General features: G+C 65.3%; 3 protein-coding genes. All 3 read right to left on the bottom strand.

Annotation, left to right across the window (positions count from 1 at the left end; translation table 11 throughout):
* Window positions 1-143 precede the first annotated feature (143 nt).
* Complete coding sequence (locus EOA24_RS33355) at window positions 144-542, bottom strand: DUF3085 domain-containing protein (protein ID WP_066991332.1); 399 nt, start codon at window positions 540-542, stop codon at window positions 144-146.
* 10 nt (window positions 543-552) lie between these two features.
* Window positions 553-1,155: a DUF1419 domain-containing protein gene (locus EOA24_RS33360; RefSeq protein WP_127410550.1), complete on the bottom strand. Its 603-nt coding sequence runs from the start codon at window positions 1,153-1,155 to the stop codon at window positions 553-555.
* 142 nt (window positions 1,156-1,297) lie between these two features.
* Window positions 1,298-2,254, bottom strand: coding sequence for a DUF3991 and toprim domain-containing protein (locus tag EOA24_RS33365; protein WP_348633092.1), 957 nt, complete (start codon window positions 2,252-2,254; stop codon window positions 1,298-1,300).
* Window positions 2,255-2,732 lie beyond the last annotated feature (478 nt).

The raw sequence follows: 2,732 nt of genomic DNA on the forward strand, positions 1-2,732 counted from the left end.
GGCCGGATGAGGTGTTGCCGAAGAGGTCGATGGTCAAGGGGTCGTCATGCGCCATTGGAAAGCCTCCTGTGCTCGAAAGGCGCGCGCGAAACTCCCGGCCGAACGGGTCGGCCGGGCGAAGCGCGGCGCCGGTTTTTGGGAAGTCAGCGGGTGATCAGCGAGAGCGCGATTTCGGCCTCGGTGAGCGCGATGGTGAGATGTGTTGCGCGCCGATGGCGGTCAAAGAGCGGGACAAGCCGCTCGGCCTCGATGAACTCGATGCCGTCGTCGGCCCCGAAATGCCGGCGCTTGTAGTCCCACCAGTCGGGATGGCCGTCCGGGTGGCATTGCTCGGAATAGACGACGAGGGGACGCGCTCCCTCGGCGAGCTTGCCGTTGGAGCATAGATAGACACCTTGGTCGCCGACCAGCCAGACGCCGGACTTCTCGCCCTCGCCGGGCCTTGTACCGTAATAGGGGTTGCGAAACCCGCCATTTTGCGCCGCATCGGCAATGCCCTGATCGATCACCTTGCGGACCGCCACAATCGGAAATGTAAACATCGTCCCCACCTCACGCCGCGACGTCGAGGGGCAAGTGCCTGAGATGCACGGGCAGCTTGGCGGCGATCTCCGCGTCGGTCAGATCGTGGAGCAGCTTGAGCACGGTGCGTCCGCGGTCATAGACGAGCACAGTGCGCTTGCCGCGCACCTCGGGCAGCCAGCCCTCGCCGGCATAGCCGCGATAGTCGTCATGCGTGCTCGACCAGATATGCTCGAGGCGCTCGTCATGCGTCAACGCCTTCACTGGCCAGGACTCGCGCTCCAAGATCGCGGCCCGCATTCGCTCGGGCGAACCCTTGTCGCAGAGATCGCAATAGCTGTGGAAGTAGCGGACGCGGCCGTCGATGCGCAGCCGGAAAAACACGCTGGTGACGCTACCGGTGAGGAATTCGCTGAGCGCGAACATGTCGGCGCGCATCCAGAGCGGCGGCAGGATTTCCAGCATGTAGTCGTGTCCGGACTCGTCAAGCTCGAACCATTCGTTTCCGTAAAGAGCGCCGGCGTCATCCGCGAAGCGATTGGGACGCTGCGCATGGCGGTCGAACAGACGGAACATCTGCCGGCGGTCGGCGATGCCCTGGTAGATCTTGCGGATGGGAGAGGTGGCGTTCATGGGGGGCTCCTTCTTAGCCTCGTCGGACCGGAGCGCGGCTCACCCTGCTGGATCGCCATCGCTTTCAGCCCTTCCTGACCCCTCCTCCTCGGCCGCCTCTCCGTCCGGGCGGGTCAAGGGCCGGCGTCAGCCGGGCGAAGCTTCACCCTTGACGCGGCCGGCGGGCATGCGGCAGCCGGGTTTTTTGTCCCCCTCCTTCTCCCTTCTTCTGGAGTTTTCGCGCACGCAGGTCCTCGTTCCAATCATCGGCGACGGGACGCAGCCGATCGAAACCGCACCCCGCCTCCGCCGCGATCGCTTCGAGCCGGTCGGCATAGACGTCGCCTTGGGTGTTGTTGTCGGTCGCGGCGACAAGAAGAGCGCCGTTGCGCGCCGCAAGCCCGCGGATCGCCGCCACGGTCGCCGGCGCCCAGCCGCCGCCGGTGCTGAGATAAAGGCTGCCGGGCTGCAGCTCCTCGATCGCGGCAAGGCTCATGGCATCGATGGCCGCTTCGGTGACGCAAAAGCGCATTGCCTCGACAGCGCCAAGACGAAACAGCAGCTTGGCGCCTCCGCTCGCAAACCCCCGCCATTTAGGACCGCGCTCCTCCCAGCCGGTGAGCACGCCGGCCTCATCGGTGTGCGCCACCCACATGCTGCCGCACGGACCCTCGCGAAGCCGGTCCTGGCGGATCGCCGCGCGGATGACGGTTTCTGACAGACGCCGTTCCTGGCGCAGATAGCGCCAGGTCATGGACCCGGGCCACGGCCCGCGGCGGCTTTGCCAACGCTCGGAAACGGAACGGCCCGGTCGCTTCTTATGAGGAACCCGCGTCCAGACGGGCTCGCTGGGAACGAACCCGATCAAATTCGCCACATGATCGAGCGCTTCCACGAAGCGGACGCCCTCGAGGTGCTCGACCAGGTGGAACACGTCTCCCTTGGCCTCCGACAGTGGATCGAACCAGCCTTTGCCCTCGTGAATGACGATGATGATTTCGGCGCCGCGCCTGAATTTTACGGCGCGTCTGGTGCTCTCCTTCTGATCGACCGCGAAGCCCGCCCGCTCCAGCACCGCAGCACACAGAACGCCACTTCTGAGTTCCTCGACATCGCTCATCTCCATTCCTATCCCGGCGCCCATGATGTTCCGTCCCTTCCTGTTCGGTTTCCTTTCCCGCGAACCCGCGGGACCAGACCCCAAGGCCGCGAAGAGCGAAGGAGGCAAGGGCGCGGCCGGGCAACTGAAGACGTGCACAGGGCAATGCGATTTTCCGGCCGCGGCGCAGCTTCCCTTGCCGCCGCTCGCTCGCAAGCGGCACCCAATCGCTGCGCATCGGCCCGCCGATCAGCAGAGCCGTTGGATCGCGGTCGTGCAATGTGGACTTTGTGACGGGGCGGGCCGCCAAGCTCCGGGCCGGCTCAACGAGCCGGCCTGATCTGGAATGGGTCGTATTCGTGAAGGATTTCGAGATCATCGCCAGGCTCGATCTCATCGCTGCGGAGCACGCCGATCACGTCGCCGGATTTGAAGAGGATGACGGGGACCATCAGGGTGCGGGCGAGGTCCAGGGCGTGGTGTTGAGCCAGAGCAAGAT

Origin of the sequence: Mesorhizobium sp. M2A.F.Ca.ET.039.01.1.1, assembly GCF_003998035.1 — a bacterium.
Lineage (GTDB): Bacteria > Pseudomonadota > Alphaproteobacteria > Rhizobiales > Rhizobiaceae > Mesorhizobium.

Coding starts and splice junctions, on each gene's coding strand:
- EOA24_RS33360 (WP_127410550.1), bottom strand. CDS start 1,155: ATGAACGCCACCTCTCCCATCCGCAAGATCTACCAGGGCATCGCCGAC.
- EOA24_RS33355 (WP_066991332.1), bottom strand. CDS start 542: ATGTTTACATTTCCGATTGTGGCGGTCCGCAAGGTGATCGATCAGGGC.
- EOA24_RS33365 (WP_348633092.1), bottom strand. CDS start 2,254: ATGAGCGATGTCGAGGAACTCAGAAGTGGCGTTCTGTGTGCTGCGGTG.